General features: G+C 27.2%; 19 protein-coding genes. All 19 read right to left on the bottom strand.

Features of this window, described 5'->3' with window-relative positions:
• Window position 1 precedes the first annotated feature (1 nt).
• The 19 genes from ASHG_RS01805 to pyrB all read right to left on the bottom strand — a co-directional run bounded on the left by ASHG_RS01805 (window position 2) and on the right by pyrB (window position 20,458).
• Entirely contained in the window at window positions 2-1,189 is a 1,188-nt protein-coding gene (locus ASHG_RS01805) for an NAD(P)H-hydrate dehydratase (protein WP_040397128.1), read from the bottom strand.
• Window positions 1,186-2,304 (bottom strand): amidohydrolase, encoded by a 1,119-nt coding sequence (locus ASHG_RS01800; protein ID WP_040397127.1) that lies wholly within the window; start codon window positions 2,302-2,304, stop codon window positions 1,186-1,188. Before ASHG_RS01800 ends, ASHG_RS01805 begins: the two co-directional genes overlap by 4 nt.
• Before the next feature lie 190 nt (window positions 2,305-2,494).
• Window positions 2,495-3,916: an Asp-tRNA(Asn)/Glu-tRNA(Gln) amidotransferase subunit GatB gene (gatB, locus tag ASHG_RS01795; protein WP_040397126.1), complete on the bottom strand. Its 1,422-nt coding sequence runs from the start codon at window positions 3,914-3,916 to the stop codon at window positions 2,495-2,497.
• Window positions 3,906-5,315 (bottom strand): Asp-tRNA(Asn)/Glu-tRNA(Gln) amidotransferase subunit GatA, encoded by a 1,410-nt coding sequence (gatA, locus tag ASHG_RS01790; RefSeq protein WP_040397125.1) that lies wholly within the window; start codon window positions 5,313-5,315, stop codon window positions 3,906-3,908. The genes gatB and gatA overlap by 11 nt, the downstream gene beginning before the upstream one ends.
• A 9-nt stretch (window positions 5,316-5,324) precedes the next feature.
• Window positions 5,325-5,603 (bottom strand): Asp-tRNA(Asn)/Glu-tRNA(Gln) amidotransferase subunit GatC, encoded by a 279-nt coding sequence (gene gatC / locus ASHG_RS01785; RefSeq protein WP_040397124.1) that lies wholly within the window; start codon window positions 5,601-5,603, stop codon window positions 5,325-5,327.
• Window positions 5,604-7,610, bottom strand: a complete 2,007-nt coding sequence (gene ligA / locus ASHG_RS01780) for an NAD-dependent DNA ligase LigA (RefSeq protein ID WP_040397123.1) — start codon at window positions 7,608-7,610, stop codon at window positions 5,604-5,606.
• Window position 7,611: 1 nt separating this feature from the next.
• Window positions 7,612-9,801 (bottom strand): ATP-dependent helicase, encoded by a 2,190-nt coding sequence (locus tag ASHG_RS01775; protein ID WP_040398347.1) that lies wholly within the window; start codon window positions 9,799-9,801, stop codon window positions 7,612-7,614.
• Between the two features lie 146 nt (window positions 9,802-9,947).
• Window positions 9,948-10,265: a YerC/YecD family TrpR-related protein gene (locus ASHG_RS01770; RefSeq protein ID WP_040397122.1), complete on the bottom strand. Its 318-nt coding sequence runs from the start codon at window positions 10,263-10,265 to the stop codon at window positions 9,948-9,950.
• Window positions 10,266-10,274: 9 nt separating this feature from the next.
• The gene (locus ASHG_RS01765; RefSeq protein ID WP_040397120.1) at window positions 10,275-11,924 is read right to left on the bottom strand and encodes a formate--tetrahydrofolate ligase; all 1,650 of its coding nucleotides are present in this window, start codon (window positions 11,922-11,924) and stop codon (window positions 10,275-10,277) included.
• A gap of 102 nt (window positions 11,925-12,026) precedes the next feature.
• Window positions 12,027-12,677, bottom strand: a complete 651-nt coding sequence (locus ASHG_RS01760) for a type 1 glutamine amidotransferase (protein WP_040397118.1) — start codon at window positions 12,675-12,677, stop codon at window positions 12,027-12,029.
• Window positions 12,674-14,005 carry a Mur ligase family protein gene (locus tag ASHG_RS01755; protein ID WP_040397116.1) on the bottom strand — a complete coding sequence of 444 codons (1,332 nt, stop codon included), beginning with the start codon at window positions 14,003-14,005 and terminating at the stop codon, window positions 12,674-12,676. The genes ASHG_RS01760 and ASHG_RS01755 overlap by 4 nt, the downstream gene beginning before the upstream one ends.
• A gap of 98 nt (window positions 14,006-14,103) precedes the next feature.
• Window positions 14,104-14,808, bottom strand: coding sequence for a glucosaminidase domain-containing protein (locus tag ASHG_RS01750; RefSeq protein ID WP_040397114.1), 705 nt, complete (start codon window positions 14,806-14,808; stop codon window positions 14,104-14,106).
• A 79-nt stretch (window positions 14,809-14,887) separates the two neighbouring features.
• On the bottom strand, window positions 14,888-15,457 hold the full coding sequence (gene pyrE, locus ASHG_RS01745) for an orotate phosphoribosyltransferase (protein ID WP_040397112.1): 570 nt from the start codon (window positions 15,455-15,457) through the stop codon (window positions 14,888-14,890).
• An 11-nt stretch (window positions 15,458-15,468) separates the two neighbouring features.
• Entirely contained in the window at window positions 15,469-16,368 is a 900-nt protein-coding gene (locus ASHG_RS01740) for a dihydroorotate dehydrogenase (RefSeq protein WP_040397110.1), read from the bottom strand.
• Entirely contained in the window at window positions 16,368-17,084 is a 717-nt protein-coding gene (locus ASHG_RS01735) for a dihydroorotate dehydrogenase electron transfer subunit (protein WP_040397108.1), read from the bottom strand. The genes ASHG_RS01740 and ASHG_RS01735 overlap by 1 nt, the downstream gene beginning before the upstream one ends.
• The gene (gene pyrF, locus ASHG_RS01730) at window positions 17,071-17,937 is read right to left on the bottom strand and encodes an orotidine-5'-phosphate decarboxylase (protein ID WP_040397107.1); all 867 of its coding nucleotides are present in this window, start codon (window positions 17,935-17,937) and stop codon (window positions 17,071-17,073) included. The genes ASHG_RS01735 and pyrF overlap by 14 nt, the downstream gene beginning before the upstream one ends.
• Window positions 17,912-19,108, bottom strand: a complete 1,197-nt coding sequence (locus tag ASHG_RS01725; RefSeq protein ID WP_040397105.1) for a dihydroorotase — start codon at window positions 19,106-19,108, stop codon at window positions 17,912-17,914. Before ASHG_RS01725 ends, pyrF begins: the two co-directional genes overlap by 26 nt.
• Window positions 19,108-19,536 (bottom strand): aspartate carbamoyltransferase regulatory subunit, encoded by a 429-nt coding sequence (locus tag ASHG_RS01720; RefSeq protein WP_040397103.1) that lies wholly within the window; start codon window positions 19,534-19,536, stop codon window positions 19,108-19,110. The genes ASHG_RS01725 and ASHG_RS01720 overlap by 1 nt, the downstream gene beginning before the upstream one ends.
• Complete coding sequence (gene pyrB, locus ASHG_RS01715; protein ID WP_040397101.1) at window positions 19,529-20,458, bottom strand: aspartate carbamoyltransferase; 930 nt, start codon at window positions 20,456-20,458, stop codon at window positions 19,529-19,531. Before pyrB ends, ASHG_RS01720 begins: the two co-directional genes overlap by 8 nt.
• Window positions 20,459-20,489 lie beyond the last annotated feature (31 nt).

Below are 20,489 nucleotides of genomic sequence, written 5' to 3'. Positions count from 1 at the left end.
TCTAACACCTCATTAATCTGTAGGCCTTTGGTAAATTTTTTATAATATCACTTGCAATCAAAGAATCTTCACAATATTTTTTTGCGTAAATATCCCCAGCTAGTCCATGAATATAAACAGATAAAACAGAAGCTTCAAATGGATTCATAATAGAAAGATTTGCTAGTAAAATACCAGTAAGTACATCTCCACTACCAGCTGTAGCCATACCACTATTACCAGTATTGTTTATATAGCATCTATTTCCATCTGTTACTATTGTATTTTTTCCTTTTAAAACTAAAATAAGCTTATGTTTTTTAGCAAATTCTATGGATACTTTTTCCCTATTATTTTTTATATACGATAAAGATAAGTTTGAAATTCTAGAAAATTCCATCTCATGTGGAGTTAAGACTATATTTTCTTTTCTATCTATTATATGTAAATTATTTTCTAAAGAATTTAAACCATCAGCATCAATCACTATATTTTTATCAAAATTTTCTAAAATAACCTTAATTAAATTATGAACATCTTTACCCTTGCCCATTCCTGGACCAATTGCAACTGCATCTTTTTCTTTGATTAATTGTAATATTTTATTAACTATATTAATTTCATTATAAAAATAATTGCAGCCTACCTCTTCTATTATACATTCTGTAGACTTTATTTGTAAAATATTTGATATTGATGAAGGGCAAATTATATATGATAATCCTGCACCCGATCTTAAAGCGGCGATTGATGACATATATACAGAGCCAGCCATCCCCTTTTGTCCTCCAATAACAGCAACTTTGCCAAAATCCCCTTTATGAGAAAATTTAGATCTTTTATTAAGCAAAGACTTAATTTTTTTATCAACTTTAAAATTTTCTTCTTTTTTAATGCATACTGCTATTGCAAATTCTCCATCATGACTTATACTTAAACTTGAGTTCATTTTTTTACCATCAATATAAATATAAGGCTTATTATTTAAATTTTTAATTTCTATTTTTTTTCTTAATATGTAGGCTAAATTAAGGTTATAAGCCTTAATTATTGCTTCTTTTGCTGCAAAAATCCCCGCAAAAGTTTGAATATAATTTTCTTTTTTCCTAGAATAATGAATTTCATTATCAGTAAATATTTTACTTTCAAAATTATTTTTTTCGAATTTTTTTCGAAATTTTTCTATACTTACTATATCAATTCCAATCATATTCTTTTCCTCAAATTATTGAAAGATTGTTTAGATTTTTGAATTATTCCATCAATATCAAGATTAATGAATTTTTTATTATCAAATACTATTTCTCCATTTATCAAAACATATGAAACATCTGTATCGAAAGTAGAGTAACATAAAGATGAAATCAAATTATTTTGAGGAGTATGGTTAGGATTATTTAAATCTATTAAAATAATATCAGCGATTTTTCCTTCTTTCAAACTTCCTATTTTTTCATCCATTCCCAAAGCCTTTGCTCCATTAATAGTCGCCATTTTTAAAACTTCATATGCCCTTAAATTTTTAGGATCTTTATACTTTGAAACAAGTGATGCTATTGAAATTTCTTTGAACATAGATAAATTATTATTACTTGCTGATGAATCAGTTCCAATTGCAAGATTTATTCCCCTATCAATTATTTTCGAACAATCTAAAAATCCTGATGAAAGTTTTAAATTACTGGAAGGATTGTGAACGACAGAAACATCATATTTTGACAAAATATCTAAATCTTTTTCCGTTAAATGCACGCCATGTGCTGCTATTGTTTTATTTTCAAAAATTCCACATTCTTCAAAAACTTCCGTTGGACTTTGGCCAAATCTTTTTATACATTCTTCGTTTTCAAATTTTGTTTCTGATAAATGTATATGAATAGGAATCTTATATTCTTTAGAAACTCTTGATATCTCTTCTAAGTATTTTTTATCAGTTGTATAAACAGCATGAGGGCCTAAGGCAATATTTATTCTCCCATCTTGGCTGTTTTCGAATTTTTTATAAAGATTTATATTTTCTTTAATTTTAGATAAATTTTCATCATCTAGTGTTAAGCCTCTTGAAATTTGAGCTCTCATTTTAGATTTTTCTAATGCTTTTATTGTTTGATCTTCGAAATAGTACATATCAGCAAAAGTTGTCGTTCCTGTCATTATCATTTCAGCTTGAGATAATAATGAAGCCCAATAAACATCTTTTTCAGTTAATTTATCTTCTAGTGGCCATATTTTATTATTTAGCCAATCCATTAGTTCAACATCATCACTAAAATTTCTAAATAGACTCATTCCGACATGTGTATGAGCATTTATTAATCCAGGCATAGCTAGATGATTTTTTCCATCTATTTTTTTATCATAAAAAAAATCAATCTTGTCTTTGCTTATTTTTTTATTTTTCCGTCTTCAATATAAATATTTCCATTTTTTATAACTTCTCCATCACACATTGTGAGGATCTTAACGTTTTCTATTAATATATTCATAATAAATAAGAGCGGCGAAAAGCCTGCTCTTAAATTTCTCCTATTCTTTCTTTTAATAGTGCATTTACTTGTTGTGGATTTGCTTTTCCTTTTGTTTTTTTCATACATTGACCAACCAAAAATCCGAATGCCCTATCTTTACCATTTTTAATATCTTCAATAGATTGTTGGTTTTCTTCCAAAACTTCTTTAACTATATCTTCTAAGAAATTTTCATCAGAAATTTGTAGAAGATTTCTTTCTTTTGAAATTTTTTCTGGATCTTCATCTGATTCAAATATTTCTCTTAATAATTTCTTACCAACATTATTGTTTATTTTATTATCTAGAACTAGTTTTATTAATTTAGCAAAATTTTCAATTGATAAGTTCATTTGATCAGCTTCAATTTCACTTTCATTTAATCTTCTAGATAGTTCTGTTAATATCCAATTTGAAACTTCCTTAGGATTTTTTACTATATCATTTGTTTTTTCAAATAAATTAGCTAATTTCCTATCATTTGACAAAAGACCCGCATCATAATCTGAAAGTTTATACTCTTTCATATATCTTTTTGCTTTTTCTTCTGGTAATTCTGGTAAATTATCTTTTATATCTTTAATAAATTCTTTACTTAGTTTAATTCTTGGTATATCTGCTTCTATAGAAAACCTATAATCATTTGCAGTTTCTTTTGTTCTCATTGAAATTGTAGATTGAGAATCATCATCCCATCTTCTAGTTTCTTTTATAGATTTCTCTCCATTTTCTAGCATTCTTTTATGTCTATCAGTCTCAAATAATAAGGCATCTTCGATGGCTTTTATAGAGTTTAAGTTTTTAATCTCAGAAATTGATGTTCTTTCTCCTGTTTCAAGATTTTCTAAGTTTATATTAACATCGCAACGCATTTGACCTTCTGCCATGATACAATCTGAAACATCCAAAAATCTTAAAGTTTGCGCTAATTTTTCAACGAATTCTCTAGCTTGTTTAGCAGATTTCATATCTGGTTCTGTTACTATTTCAATTAAAGGAAGGCCAGCTCTATTGTAATCCATCAAAGTATTATTATTTTCATCGTGATTTGATTTTGCTGTATCTTCTTCCATATGAATAGAGTTTAATCTAATTTTATCTCCATCACTCAAAATAATGTGACCACCAATAGCATATGGCTCATCTTGTTGGGTTATTTGATAGCCCTTAACAAGATCTGGATAAAAATATTTTTTTCTATCCATTTTCATTGATTCTCTAATTTCACAATTGAGTGCAAGTCCAGCTTTGATTGCATATCTTACAGCCTCTTTATTAATTAAAGGCAAAGTTCCTGGATGACCTAAACAAATTGGGCATGTATTTGTATTAGGTACAGCACCAAATTCATTTTTACAGGAACAAAACATTTTTGTTTTTGTAGATAATTCTACGTGAATTTCTAATCCTATAATAGTTCTAGTCTTCATTTATTTTCCTTTCGAAAGTTTCACAAGCATTTATAATATCATTGTCTTTAAATCTATCTCCTATAATTTGAATACTTCCAGAAATTCCTTTTCTAACAGGGATAGATACTCCACAAGATCCTGTTAAATTTACGCAGACATTAAAAATATCTGAAGTGAAATCCTTTAAAGGATCATCAACATATATTCCTAATTTAGATGGTAAATCTACAGTAGTTGGAGTGATTAATAGATCATAGTTTTTAAATATTTCTTTAAATTCTTCAACAATTAAAGTTCTTAATTTTAGTCCTTGTTTATAAATTCTTTGATCATCTTCACTTGAAAGATACATTGTTCCAAGAGCTATTCTTCTTTGGACATTTTCCCCAAATCCTTCTGACCTATTTTTTATAAATAATTCTTCAACATTTTTGTATTCATCAGTTTGATGACCAAATCTTATACCATCAAATCTTGATAAATTACTTGAAACTTCAGAGCTCATTACGACATTATAAACTTCGTTTGCATATTTAGAATATTTTAAATCACTTGGATAAATTTCAGCTCCCATTTCTTTTAAAATTTCTATTGCTTTCTTATAATCATCTTCTACTTCTTTATCTAAATTATATACATTATTTTCATTTTTAATTACAGCAATTTTTTTGCCAGAAAAATCATAATTTTCTTTTTCATAATTATAATCTTCAAGAGATGCTGTCATATCAAATTTATCTGGGCTTTGAGTTGCGGATGCAAGTTGTCTTAAATCACTTACATTTTTTGCAAATAATGAAACTTGATCTAAGCTATTTGCCATTGAAACAACTCCAGACCTACTCATTAAGGAATATGTTGGTTTATATCCTATAATATTGCAATAACTTGCAGGTTGTCTTACTGATCCACCAGTATCTGTTCCAAGTGAAACTAGCACATCTTCTTTTGCAACACTTACTGCAGAACCTGAAGAAGATCCACCAGGAATTAAAGTTTCATCTAATGGATTTTTTATTGGACCAAAATAAGATGTTTCTCCTGATCCTCCCATTGCAAATTCATCCATATTTGTTTTGGCAATAATAATTGCATCTTCATTTAATAGATTTTCAACTACTTTTGCATTAAATACTGGATTAAAATCTTCTAGCATTTTTGATCCACAAGTCATTTTCATATTTTTATAAGAAATATTATCTTTTACGCTAACTGGTATTCCAAATAGGGAACCTAATTCTTCTTTATTTTTTAATTTCGCATCTAAATATTTTGCTCTTTCTAAACTATCTTCTTCATTAATAGAAATATATGCATTATATTTATCATTTTTTATTTTTTCTAATACTTTTTTTGTATTTTCAAATACTGAAATTTCATTATTTTTAAATTTATTAATTGTTTCTTTAATATCCATACTTGCTCCTTAAAGTTTCCAATCCAACCTAAAATAACCATATTCAGTATCTTTTGCATTTTTAAGAGCATCTTCTCTGTCAAGAGATTTTCCTGGCACATCTTCTCTTAAAATAGCTTCATGATTATCCAACATTTCAGTCATTTTTACATCTTTACAATCAACATCAAAAATATGGTCAATAAAGTCTAAAATTTTATTATACTTATCAGAAATTAAATCTACATCTTGGTTAGATAAATCAAGATTTGCTAGTCTATAAATTCTAAAAACTTCATTTTTATCCATTTAATCCTCCTCTAATTTTCTTATAAATTCAAATAATTCTTCATCCTCTAAAATTTTTATACCTAACTGGTCTGCTTTTTCTTTTTTACTTCCTGGTTTTTCTCCACATAAAACTAAATCAGTATTCTTAGAAACAGAAGAAGTAACATCTCCCTTATGGTCTATTATAAGTTTTTTAATATCATTTCTTTTATAATTTTCTATACTTCCCGTAATTACAATTTTCATGCCATCTAAGGAATCAGAAACTTCGTTTTCATTAATATAATTAATCTTAATACCTTTATCAAGTAATTTGTCTATAGATTCTTTTATATTATTATCTTTAAAAAACTCAACTATATCATGAGATGTTTTTTCGCCTATATCTTCAACTTCAACCAAATCTTCTTCTTTGGCATTTCTTAAATTTTCTAAAGATTTATACTTTTCAGCCAAATCTCTTGCAGTTTTAACACCAACATTTGGTATACCAATAGCGTAAATGAAGTCATTTAATTCACATTCTTTACTATTTTTTATAGCTTCTAACAAATTATTTGTCTTTTTTTCTTTAAATGATTCCAAGTTTATTAAATCTTCATATGATAAATCATACAAATCATAAATTTCTTTAATTCCAAGTTTATTAATAAATAATTCAATAGTTTTTTCAGATAAACCTTCAATATCCATTGCATCTCTTGATGCATAATGCACAAGCCTTGCTTTTAATTGAGGCGTGCATGAAATTGAATTTGGACAATAAATATGAACATTTCCTTCAATTAATTCGCTATGACAATATGGACACTTGTTTGGTTTTTCTATCTTTTTTGTACCTTCTTGAAATTCATCAACAACTCCTAGTATCTCAGGAATTACATCGTTAGATCTTCTTATAAATACTTTAGATCCAATTTTCACTTTTTTTCTTAGAATATCATCGTAATTATTTAATGTTGCTCTTTGCACTGTTACACCAGAAAAATCTACAGGCTCTAAAATTGCTGATGGAGTAACTTTTCCTGTTCTTCCTACATTCCAAACAACGTCTAAAAGCTTTGTTGTGTATTCTTCAGGATCATACTTATAAGCTATTGACCATCTTGGAAATTTATTTGTATAGCCCAAAACTTCTTGAGTTTTTACATCATTTACCTTTATAACTACCCCATCTGTTAAAACATCTATATTGTGTCTTTCTTCTTTAATATATTCAATTTCTTTAACTATTTCATCAAAATTTTTTATTAATTTTTTGTAAGGATAAACTGGTAATTTTTGTTCTTTTAAAAATTCTAACTTATCTTCTTCTGTTTTAAAATCTAAAGAATTTGTAGAAATTTGATAAAAATAAGCTTTTAATTTTCTTTTTCTGGTTTGACTAGTATCTAGATTTCTAATTGCACCCGCTGCAGCATTTCTTGCATTTTTTAATGGAATTTCATTTTCATCGTTATATTTTTTAAGACTTGATAAGGGCATCACTGCCTCTCCTTGAATTTCAAGCAAGGATTTTTCTTTTATTTTTGTTGGAATAGTTGGAATAGTTAATACTTGTTTTGTAACATCTTCACCTACTATTCCATTTCCTCTTGTTGAGGCTGTTTTTAAATATCCATTCTCATAAGTTAAATTTATGGTTAATCCATCAAATTTATATTCAGTTATAAATTCTAATTCTTCTAATTTATCATTATGAGTTTGGTTATAATTATCTCTTAATTTTTTAGTCCTAAAAATCCAATCCTTTAATTGATTAATATTTTGGGATTTATCTTGGGAATAGAGCCTTGAAATATGAAAATGCTTCTCAAATTTATCTAAAATAGTTCCTCCAACTCTTTGCGTTGGAGAAAATATATTTATATACCCAGTAGATTTTTCCAGATTTCTAAGTTCATCATATAATTTATCATATTCACCATCAGATACTATTGGTTCATCCAAGGTATAATAATGATAATTTAATTCATTAATCTTATCTATTAATTCATCTATTTTAATTTTATCTTTACTATCCATCTTATATCCTTTTTATTGGTGCATAGTCTTGATTAAGTTTTTTCAACCCTTTTTTGTCAAAAGCTACAACAAGTTCATTTCCATCATCAGATTTTTTAATTTGAACTATCATACCTTCTCCCCACTTAGTGTGGATTATTTTATCACCAATATTAAATTCTTCTTTTGATGATTCTTTTACTGTATTTTTCTTTAAAACACTTTCTCTAGCCTTATCTCTCATGTAGGACTCATTACTTCTGATCTTTACGTAAGGAGAATAAGCTGGGGTTTTTTCCTGATCAATTTGTTTAATAGATGATTTTATTTCACTTAAAAATCTAGAAGGCTTATAATATACTGCCTGACCAAATTGTCTTCTAATTTCAGCACTAGATAAGTATAATTTTTCCATAGCTCTTGTAATAGCTACATAGCAAAGTCTTCTTTCTTCTTCGATATTTCCTTCATCTATACTTCTTTTTGATGGAAATAATCCATCATCCATTCCAACAACAAAACACACCTTAAATTCCAGTCCCTTTGCTGAGTGAATTGTCATTAAGGATATTGAATCATCAATTTCTTCTGTTTTATCAAGGTCTGATAAAAGAGATAAATTTTCTAGATAATCATGAATATTATCTTCTGGATTATTTGACTCATATTCTGCTGCTGAAGAGATAAATTCATTTAAATTATCAATTCTAGACCTATTTTCAACAGAATAAGATTCTTCTAAAGCTTTTATATATCCGCTTTTATCCAAAACCTCTTCAATTAAATCAACTATTTTGTAATCTTTATAATTATCAAAAATTTCTGCAAGTGGATTATAGAATTTTTCACATGAAGTTTTTAATTTCGTAGGTAAGTTTGAAAATAAAGAAGGATCACAAACTAGCTCTGTTAATGAGAAACCTAACTTACTTGCTTCTTTCTCTAAATTTTCAATAGTTTTATTTCCGATACCTTTTTTTGGTTCATTAATAATCCTCTTTAAGCTTATATCATCTTTAGGATTAACTAGAACTTTAAGATAGGAAACTAAATCTTTTATTTCTTTTCTATCATAAAACTTAAGCCCACCTATAACTTTATAATCTAAAAGATTTTTCATAAGATATTCTTCAAATATTCTTGATTGAGCATTCATTCTATATAAAATAGCCATGTCTTTTAGTTTATATCCTTCTCTTATTAAGGAATTAATTTCGTCTATTACAAATTTTCCCTCTTCAGATTCCACTGAGGACTTTTTATATAAAACTTCAGACCCATCTTTTTTAGATGTCCAGAGGTTTTTATCTTTTCTTTCTGTATTATTTTCAATTAGTTTATTTGCTACATTAATAATATTGGAAGTTGATCTATAATTTTGTTCTAGTTTTATAGTTTTTGCATTTTTAAAATCTTTTTCAAAATCTAAAATATTATTAATATCTGCTCCTCTAAAACTATATATTGATTGATCAGCATCACCAACTACTGTAATGTTATTATGCAACTTCCCAATTGCTTTGATTAGCTCATATTGACTTTTATTAGTATCTTGATATTCATCTACATACACATACTCAAACTTATCTTGATAATATTTTAAAGTTTCTGGGTCACTTGCAAATAATTCCAAAGTCTTTAAAATCAAATCATCAAAATCTAAAGAATTATACTCAAATTTCTTTTTTTCATAATTTTTATATATTTTGTAGTATTCTTCTTGTTTGGCATAAAAGGTGTTTATATTTAAAAACTCCTCAGGACTTATAGATTTGTTTTTACAAAAGCTAATTACATTTAGTGCTTCTTTTGGGCTTATTTCATCCTTGTAATCTAAATCCCTTATTATTTCCTTTACCAAAGTTTTTTGATCATTTGTATCATATATGGTGAAGTTATTATCAAATCCAATTTTATTAATATTCATTCTAAGTATTCTTGCACAAATAGAGTGAAATGTACCAATCCATAAGTGAGAAACATCTTCGTTTAAAAGATCAGATATTCTTTCTTTCATTTCATTAGCAGCTTTATTTGTAAAAGTTATTGCAAAAATATTTATAGGATTTACAAATTTTTCCTTAATTAAATAAGCAATACTTGTAGTTAGTACTCTCGTTTTTCCACTACCAGCCCCTGCAACCACGAGTAAAGGACCTTTATCATGCAAAACTGCTTCTTTTTGTTTATCATTTAAATTAGATAAGTCCATCATTCACTTCCTTTCATCCTATTAATTATACCACAAGAGCATAAGTATTCTAAGATATAAATATAATAGAATAATTTTTAATAAAAATTTTTATAAAAATAAAAAACGAACTTATCAAATTGATAAATTCGCAATTTATTCTTAAATTATTTATTTTTTTCTTCCTTTAGATTATTAGCTATTAACTTTTCTAGAACTAAATCATAACCATCAGTTCCATAATGTAGAGATCTATTTACTCTTGAAATTGTTGCGGTAGAAGCCCCAGTCTGTTCTTCAATTTCACTATAAGTTTTTCTTATTTTTAATAGTTTTGCTACTTGTAATCTTTGTGAAATTGATTGAAGTTCTCTAGCTGTACAAGCATCTTCAAAAAAATTATAACATTCATCTCTATCTTTTAACATTAATATAGCATCAAAAAATTCATCTAAATCTTTGCTTTTTAATTTTGAATTTGTCATCATTATCTCCTAAAATAATCCAACGATATCACCATCATCATCAATATCTATATCAAATGCAGCAGGTCTTTTTGGTAATCCTGGCATAGTTAAAATATTTTGAGTTAAGGCTACAATAAAGCCTGCCCCTTGATTTAATCTAATATCATTGATAGTAATTTCATATTCACTTTCTGGATTTAAGTTATTAGGATCATCAGAAAGAGAATATTGTGTTTTTGCAATACAAATTGGTAAATTATCTGAATTTAAATCATTAATTCTTTTTATTTCACTTAGAGCTTTTTTTGAATATTTTACTCCGCTTGCCCTATAAATTTCTTTAGCAATTATTTCAATCTTGTCCTCAATAGATAAATTTTCGTCATATAAAACTTTGAAATTATTATCATTTTGACTTTTTTCTATAATATATTCACATATATCTAGACAACCATCGCTTCCTTTATGATAGACATCACATTCGAAAGCTTTTAATCCTAATCGTTCAACAAGTTTTTTTAAGGTATCTAATTCTTTTTGTGTATCTTGGTCAAATTTATTAATTGCAACTACGATATTATTTGAAAATTTCTTAAGATTTTCAAGATGAGTTTTTAAATTTTTGAAACCTTTTTTTAAAGTTTCTATATTTTCTTCATTTATTTCTTTTAAATCTTGACCACCATGATATTTTAATGCTCTAATAGTAGCTACTACAACAGTCATGTTCGGTTTTAGATTAGCTTGTCTACATTTTATATCGTAGAATTTTTCTGCTCCAAGATCTGCCCCAAATCCTGCTTCTGTTACTGCATAATCTGAAATTGAAAGAGCAGTTTTTGTAGCAATTATAGAATTACAACCATGAGCAATATTCGCAAATGGTCCTCCATGAATTATAGCTGGTGTATTTTCTAGAGTTTGACATAAATTTGGTTTTAAGGCATCTTTCATCAATACACAAACTGGTCCAGTTGCATTAATATCGTCAACTGTTACGAAATTCCCATCATTATCATAAGCTACTATCATTTTTGAAACTTTTTTCTTAAAATCAAAAAGATCATTGCTCAAACAAAATACAGCCATCATTTCTGTAGCTACAGTAATATCGAAACCATCTTGTCTAACTATACCATTAGTTTTTTTACCAAGACCAACAACAACTTCTCTTAGCGCTCTATCATTTAAATCGACACATCTTTTCCAAACAATATTATTTAAATCAATATTTTTTTCATTTCCTTGATAAATATGATTATCAATCATCGCTGCTACTAAATTCACTGCACTTGTAATCGCATGGAAATCACCAGTAAAATGAAGATTTATATCTTCCATTGGTATAACTTGAGAATAACCTGCTCCACAAGCACCTCCTTTAATACCAAAAGATGGTCCCAGTGATGGTTCTCTTAAAACAGAAATAGATTTTTTTCCTAATTTATTAAGACCCATAGATAAGGCAACATTCATAGTAGTTTTTCCTTCACCAAATGGTGTTGGAGAAATCGCAGTAACTAAAACAAGTTTTGAATTTTTATTTTCATCATAACAAGGTTTTATTTTAGCCTTATACTTACCATATTTTTCATAATCATTAATTTCAAGATAATTTGCTATCTCTTCGATATCTTTAATTTTCGCTTCTCTTGCAATCTCAATATCTTTTTTCATTTAAACTCCTAAATTTACTTTTAATATTTGCTTGTCAGATATATTATATCAACTATTCACATTCAGTGCAATAGTTTATTAAAGTGAATTAAGATTTATTAGTTAACTTTTATTATTTTCTATAATATCTAAAAAAGTATTTACTAAATTTTCATTTCTTGCAAGAAGTGGACCATGAAGATATGATGCAAAAGTATTTTTATACCTAAAACCTTCTGTTTTATCTTCTCCATTATTACCATTTCCATTAATAACAATAGCAAAGGCATTCTCTCTATTTTTTAAAAACGTAACTCCACCATGATTTTCAAAACCATGATATATTTGACCATTTTCATTATCTTTTATTTCAATATTTCCTACAAATCTATTAGAATTTACTTGGTTTTTAGTGTAATAATCAAAAATTTTAAGACCTTCAATCTTATTATCATAAGCATCATAATAATATTGTCCCATTAACTGATATCCACCACATATGGCTAGAAAAAGTCCATCATTTTCAATATATTTTTTTATATTTTCTTTTTTATTTTCTAAATCTTTTTCTACAATAGATTGTTCATAGTCTTGTCCACCGCCAAAAAAAACAAAGTCATATTTCTTATAATCAAAGTCATCTTTCAAGCTAACTACTTCAATGTTTACCTCATGACCTTTTTTTTGAGCAAAATATTTCAATGCCATCACATTTCCGACATCTCCATAAGTATTCAATAAATTTCCATATAAATGACAAATGTTTATAATCATTTGAGTTTTAATACCTCTCTTAATCTAAGCATAGCTGTATATGTTGAAAGTATATATATCTTTTCAGTTTTCTCATTTTTTATTTTCTCTAGAATTTCATCTTCGTAATTAAATTCTTCTATATTACCATCAAAAATATCTGCTATTTCAAGTCGTCTTTTCATATCAGTCTTTCTAATTCCTGAAACTTTTATAACTTTTATATCTAATTTCTTTAACTTTTCATAATAAGAATCATAAATCCAAGAAACATCCTTACCATCAGCATAATTATCATTTAATATGCAATATAAACTAATGGGACTATTTTCTAGAAGCATAAGATTTATGATTTGATTTAATCCTGTAGGATTTTTCACTAAATTTATAACAATTTCTTTGCCTTCTATATCAATTATTTCTTGTCTACCAAATACATGCTCTTGATATTTTAAACCTTCATATATTTTATTATATGAAATTTCTAATTCTTTTGCCAAGGCAATTGAACTTAAAGCATTGTAAATATTATAGAAGCCTCCAATTTGTGTTTCATACTCTTGTCCATCAACTAAAAATTTAGAAAAATTAGCTTCCATATTTATAATTTTATTTATTTTATAATTAAGTATTGGTGAATGGAAATCGCAAGTTGGACAAGAAAAATCACCTAGAGATGAATAATTTACTAACTTATATTTCAAAATGCTGTTACACTTTGGGCATAAAATTCCATCGCTATTAAATTCAGCATCTAAATTATAAGAATTAGAAATTTTATCATCTTCTCTAATTCCATAATAAATCGGTTTATATTTTTTTAAAGAATCATAGGAAAATATTGGTAGATCTCCATTTGCAATTATTCTTACATCATCCAAATTTTCAAGACCACTTAATATTTTTTTATAAACATTATAAATTTCGCCAAATCTATCCATTTGGTCTCTAAAAATATTTGTTAAGACAACATAATCTGGCTTTAAAAATTTGCTTATTCTAACTAAGTTAGCTTCATCTACCTCCAAGACTGCTACTGTTTTTTCATTTTTATCATTATCCAATAAGCTTGTAATAATTCCTTGAATCATATTTGAACCGGAATCATTTGTAAAAACATGATCATAGTGATTTCTTAAAATATTTGTAATAAAATGTGTCGTCATTGTTTTTCCATTTGTTCCTGTAACAAATATAAATTTGGTATTCTCACTTAAAGTTTTTAAAATATCTTTGTCTAGATTATAAGCAATTTTACCAGGAAGGCTAGTTGCCTTGTGATTTGTAATTTTTAATAAAAATCTACTTAATTTTGAAACTTTTATAATTAAATTTTCTTTTATACTCATGAAAAAATTATAACAGAAAATCAAGTGCTTAGTCTATTATCTTTTTAAATTATTTTGAAAAAAACCAAAATAAAAAGACTACAACTATTTGCTGTAATCTATTTTTCTGCGATAATATTTTTAGAAACTTCCATCATCATATAGTCAACTTTATCGGACCACTCAGGATCACTAGCATAAAGCTTTCCTATTGCTTTTGTAGAAATTCCATTATAATATTTTCCATCTTCACTTAAATAATTTTCTTTTAAAAATTTAGCAACGTGAAGTATTGATTCACCTTTGTCTTTAAATTTACTTGCTGCATTTATTGGATCTTGATCAATTGCATTAAATCCAAAAAGATTATTTTTTTCTTTAGCAAGATATGAATGACCATTTCCAGTTTCATGTTTTGCCATTGCCATAAGCAAGATAGCATTAACTTGATACTCTTCCTCAGCCTTTTTAAAATCTTTACCGAGTCCTTTTAAATTAGTATTTTTAAGACCATTTTCAAGTTCATCAGATGTCAAATTAGTCTTATTTGTTATGTATAACATAGAATTATTACTAATCTTATCTGAATCATTATTTTTAAATTCTTCTAAATCTTTTTCTAATTTATCAAATCTTTCCAATCTAGATTTCCTCAAACTTAAAGTTTCATTGCTAATTTCGTTTACTCCACCAATCAAATTATCTCTTTTTTCTAAATTTTTGGCAGCAAAAGATGATCCTTCAAAACCTGTAGATAAAACAAGTACAAGGACAATCGCCAAAAGAGATAAGAATGATATTTTAAACTTATTATTTCTTATCATTTTTCTTCCTTTTTTGATATGTAAATAGTAACAAAACTGTTACGAAAATTATATCATTCCTTATACTTGTTTGCAAATATTATTTTCTAGAGCCTGGTTTTACTGCAGGTGTATCTTTTAAATCCTCAGGAAGATTATCTGGATCAAAAGTCTCAATTTCTAATTTTGTAGCTGATATTAATTTTAAACCATTAATTTCATCTACTGATGATCTATTTACAATAGATGTTAAAGCATTTACTTTTGCCCCATATTTTTCAACAACATCTACAGTTTCAAATGAAGATTTTCCTGTTGTAATAACATCTTCTACAATTATTACATTTGTTCCTTCTTTTATATCAAATCCTCTTCTTAATGTCATTTTGTTATCTACTCTTTCTGTAAAAATTGCATTTATACCCAAGGCTCTTGCTACTTCATAGGCTATAATTATTCCACCCATAGCAGGACCTACACATAAATCAACTTTTATTCCAGATTCTTTTACTTTTTGTGCAATTTTTTGTGCAACTTCTTGGCAATAAGTTGGATTTTCAATTAATTTTGCACATTGTATGTATTTTCTAGTATGTTTACCACTTGATAATAAAAAATGTCCATCCAAAAGTGCATCTGATTTTTTTAATAATTCTATAGTTCTATCCATTTTTAATCCTCCTAAATAATATTTCTTATTTCTTCTAATGAATTTAATTTTTCTTTTTTCATGTAATTTTCTAAATCATCAATTATATTTGTCATTGTATTAAAATCTACAAAATTACTAGTTCCTACTTGAACAGCACTTGCTCCAGCCATAATAAACTCTAAACAATCTTTGTAATTTGAAATTCCACCCATACCTATAATTGGCAAGTTTGTAGTATTACTTGCTTCATACACCATTCTTAATGCAATTGGTTTTATACATGGACCTGAAAGACCTGCTGTTTTATTTTCAAAAACTGCTTTTTTATTATCTACATCAATTGCCATCGCATTAAAGGTATTTACCAAAGAAATACAATCAGCTCCAGAATTTTCTGAAATTTTAACAAATTCTTTAATGTCACCAACATTTGGAGAAAGTTTAACCATTAATACTTTCTTTGTTGTTTTCCTTACTTTTTCTATTACTTCACATGCTTTTTTAGGATCTGTTCCAAAAGCCATTCCGCCTTCTTTCACATTAGGGCAAGATATGTTAAGTTCAATTATTGGAACACTAGTTTTATCTAAAAGTTCACTTCCTTTAACATAGTCTTCAACACTATGGCCACCAAGATTTGCTATTGTAACTGCTTTTTTATTTTCTAAAAATGGAAATTCTTCTTTTATAAAATATTCTATACCAGGGTTTTGTAAACCGATTGAATTCATAATTCCTGCAGCCGTTTCATAAATTCTAACCCCCTTATTTCCCAAATTCTTATGTAGGGTTAGACCTTTTGAAGATATTCCACCAAGTTTGTCTAAATCTATATAATCATCAAATTCCTTACCAAAACCAAAAGTTCCACTTGCAGCTATTATTGGATTATTAAATTCGATTCCACAAATATTAACTTTTAAACTCATTAGAAAATCTCCTTTGAATCAAATACAGGACCGTCTTTACATACTCTAATAAAATCACCTTTAGAATTTTCTACAGTACATCCAAGACATGCTCCTATACCACAAGCCATGTGCGCTTCCATTGAAATTTGAATTTCTGTATTATTATTTTTATTTGATAAAGTTTTTAACATTGGATTTGGTCCACAAGCATAAATAATATCATATTTTTCGGTGTCTATTTTATCAGTTATAAAAATTTTGTCCTTCTTATCAATAGTTACTGTAGTTTTTCCCACACAATCTTTAAAATAATCTGTAAAATATTCCTCATCACTAAATCCTGCATAAAAATCTGCTTTTTTATCAAGAGATTTTGCTAAATATAGAAGTGGAGCTATTCCAATTCCACCTGCAACTATTGCAGCTTTTTTCCCTTTTTTTATTTCAAATCCCTTGCCTAAAGGTCCAAGTAATTTTACTTTAGATCCCTCTTTTAAATCACTTAGAATTTTTGTGCCAACTCCCTTTACTTGATATAAGAAAGTCAAAGTTTCTTCATCTTGATCACATACTCCAAATGGTCTAGAAAGAAGTGGTGAGTTTCTAAAGCTATCACATCTTAACATGAAAAATTGACCAGGTTTTGCATTTAATTTTGTTTTTACCTTACAATAGAAAATATCTTGTTTTATTTTTTTATTAAATATTACAGAAGCTTCTCTATAAGATTCCATTATCTTGAATTTCCTTTCTGGTTTCTATACATTTTTCTCTGGCATAAAAACCAACCTTTTCTTCTCCATCTTCAAAGTTTTGATAATTTTTAAGTATTGCCCTAGATGAATTTACTACTCCTCCATTTAGAGAATTTAATAAATTATATACATTTAAAGAATCAGCTTTTTGAGCACCGAAACCAGGTATTAGAAAAAACATATTTTTATATCTGTTTCTAATCTTTTCAACTTCATCTTTGTGAGTTGCACCAACAACAAGTCCGATTGGACCATATCCTGATTCATCTATTAATTTATCATTAATTTCTTTCAATTTATCCCCAATTGTATAAAATAATTCACTACTATCTTCTAATTTTAAACATTCGAAATCATTTGCTCCCGGGTTTGATGTTCTTAATAAAACAAATATTCCCTTGTCATTATTTTTAATAAATTCTAAATATGGGGATATTGAATCCATTCCCATATATGGATTTAGAGTCATAAAATCAGCTTCAAAATCTCCAGAAAAATGTGCCTTTGCATATTGACTTGCACTTTGTGCAATATCTGATCTTTTTACATCCGCTATTGATAATAAATTATTTTCTCTTAAATATGATAGAGTTTTTTTATAAGCTTTCATACCTTCTATCCCATATGATTCATAATAGGCTATTTGAACTTTATATATTGCACAAACGTCTTTGGTGTTATCAATTATTTCCTTATTAAAATCAAATATTTGATCACAAATACTTTTATTTTCTTTCATTTTTTCTGGAATATAATCGACAGATGTATCTAGTCCTACACAAACAAAGCCATTTTCTTCAATTTTCTTATAAAGTCTTTCTATTAGTGTCATATTTTAAAATTCCTTTCTTATAAACTCTAACAATTTCGCCATCTAATTTCTCATCTATAAATAGTGAATTTTTTGACTTAGATAAAATATCTTCTTCTTTGTATATATAAGTTTTATCTAAATCTATTAATGTAAAATCAGCTAAATATCCTTCTTCTATTTTTCCCTTTTTAATTTCTAATAATTTTGATGGATTTGTACTCATTATTCTAACTAAATCATTCAATGAAATTATTCCACTTTTAACTAAAGTCATATAAGATGTAGAAAAAGCTGTTTCAAGTCCAATAAAGCCTGGTTTTCCTTCATTCTTTTCATTTTTTGTATGAGGTGCATGGTCTGTTGATATACAATCTATATAACCTTTTTTTATCATTTCTATTAGTGCTAATCTATCTTTTTCTTTCCTAATTGGTGGATTTACTTTTAAATCATTCCTTTTAGAAAAATAAATATGATGAGGAGTAACCTCGCAAGTAATTTTTGCTCCTAAATCTTTAAAATGCTTTATTGCTTCAATTGATCCTTTTGTAGATACGTGAGAAAAATGAATTGGAACATCCATTTTATATGATAGATAACAATCTCTTAATGTCATTAAATCTTCAGCTATTTCATAATCATATTTTGATATTTCCTTACATTCCTCATGCAGTGTAAATTTAAGCTTATTTTCTTTAGCAATTTTAATAGCTTGGTACATGGAAAAATCATCATCAACTCCCTTGCCATCATTTGACAAAAATAAAAGGCCTTTTGGCAAGTCCTTTAAATGGGATAAATCATTACTTTTGAAATCTTTTGTAATTGAGAAGACTTGTTTAATATCAATTAAATCTAAATCTTCTGCTCTTTTTATAATATCTTCATATACCTTTTTGCTTGAAACAATAGGATTCGTATTTGGCATTAAATTTACTGTAGTATATCCACCTTTAAGAGCGGACATTGATCCTGTTTTTAAATCTTCTTTGTAAGTAAAACCTGGATCTCTAAAATGTGTGTGCATATCCACAAAGGAAGGAACCAAGATTAGACCATTACAGTCTATAATCTCAGTTTCTTCATCTAATTTAAATTTTTTTGTAATGAACCCGTTTTCTACAAAAATGTCTCTCCTTGATATTTTTATATCATCAATACCAACAAGGTTTGTAAAAATTTGTTTCATTATTCCTCCACATCATATATATGATCACAATATGCACATTTGTACATTTTTTCTTTTCTATCAATCAAGATAAATTTACTCTTTATATTTCTTTCATTAGTTGTTACACAAGAAGGATTTTGACATTTTAAAATCCCTTCACTAATTTCTGGTAATTCTAAACTCTTTTTTTCAATAACTTTCTCATCTTCAATAAAGTTTACTATTGCGCTTGAATCTATAATTGATACAGCATCTAGATTGATATCTAAATTATTTGCAATTTTTACAATGTCCTTTTTTCCTTGAGAAGTTGAATTTGCATTTAATATTAACGCAACTTCATCTTCAAGTTCATCCAAATGTAAAAGATTAAAAATTTTGATTCCTAATCCTGGTTTTATATGATCTATTACAATTCCTCTATTTAATGAAGTAATCTCAAGCATTATTTGCCTCCAATAATTTTATAATTAGTGCCATCCTAGCATACATTCCACATTTAACTTGCTTAAAATATAAAGCTCTAGGATCATCATCTACATCTTTATCAATTTCATTTACTCTTGGTAATGGATGTAAGATTGCAAGATCTTTTTTAGCATTTGCTAATTTATCTTTATTTAGAACATAAGAATCTTTCAATCTTGTATATTGATTGTCTGAGAAAAATCTTTCTTTTTGAATTCTTGTCATGTATAAAATATCAAGATCATCAATAGAATTATCTAGACTTCTTTTTTCTATGTAGTCAATATTATTTTTTTCAAATACACCTTTTTTAATATAATTTGGAAGTTTTAATTCATCTGGAGATATTAAAACATACTCATTATTATCAAATAAGGTCATTACTTTTAGTAAAGAATGAACTGTTCTTCCATATTTTAAGTCTCCACAAATACCAATTTTTAATCCTTCAAGTCTTTTTTTATAAGTTGAAATTGTAAGAATATCTGTAAGAGTTTGAGTTGGATGTTGGTGACCACCATCTCCCGCATTTATTATTGGACAATCAGCAGTTTCTGATGATAATTTTGCCGCTCCTTCTTGTGGATGGCGCATAGCAATTACATCTACGTATTGGCTAACTGTTTTTATTGTATCTTGTAGGCTTTCTCCTTTAGATTGGCTTGACGCTTTTGGATTTGAAAAACCTTCAATGCTGCCTCCAAGTCTTAGCATAGCTGATTCAAAAGAAAGTCTTGTTCTAGTAGAAGGCTCAAAAAAAAGAGTCCCTAATAACTTTCCATTACAAAAATTGGAAAATTGTTGAGGACTCTTCATTATGTCTTCTGCTAAATCAATTATTTCAAGTAAATCATCTTTATATAAATCTTCTGCACTTAACAAATTTTTAATCTTTAGCATTTGACACTCCTTTTTTTGTTTTTTCTATTAT

Source organism: Anaerococcus senegalensis JC48 (assembly GCF_000321005.1).
GTDB lineage: Bacteria > Bacillota > Clostridia > Tissierellales > Peptoniphilaceae > Anaerococcus > Anaerococcus senegalensis.
This window is presented reverse-complemented; position numbering and strand designations above follow the sequence as displayed.